Source organism: Pseudoalteromonas sp. SIMBA_162 (genome assembly GCF_046535955.1).
GTDB lineage: Bacteria > Pseudomonadota > Gammaproteobacteria > Enterobacterales > Alteromonadaceae > Pseudoalteromonas > Pseudoalteromonas marina.
On sequence record NZ_JAWJBQ010000544.1, the window covers coordinates 1 to 265 of the forward strand.

A 265-nucleotide genomic window follows, 5' to 3' on the forward strand; every position below is an offset into this window, starting at 1 on the left:
GGCACCGCCTCAGTCTTCCGCCCGCTCCAGCAGCAACATCGATTCCAGATGTGCCGTGTGAACGAACATGTCCGCCATCAGGGCACGCGTGACGCGATAACCGGCGTTCTGCAACAGCCGTGCATCACGCATCAACGTGGTCGGGTCACAGGCGATGTACAGCACACGCTGCGGCACTCGGCTGACCCTCCCAGCATGCAGATCACGTGCCAGCTCCTCGCAGAGAGGCTGAGCGCCATCACGCGGTGGGTCTAGTACCAGAAGG

General features: G+C 62.6%; 1 pseudogene. It reads right to left on the reverse strand.

What is annotated here, in order from left to right:
• Positions 1–9 precede the first annotated feature (9 nt).
• A pseudogene (locus tag R0J88_RS20855) lies at positions 10–265 on the reverse strand (hypothetical protein); the annotation flags it as partial.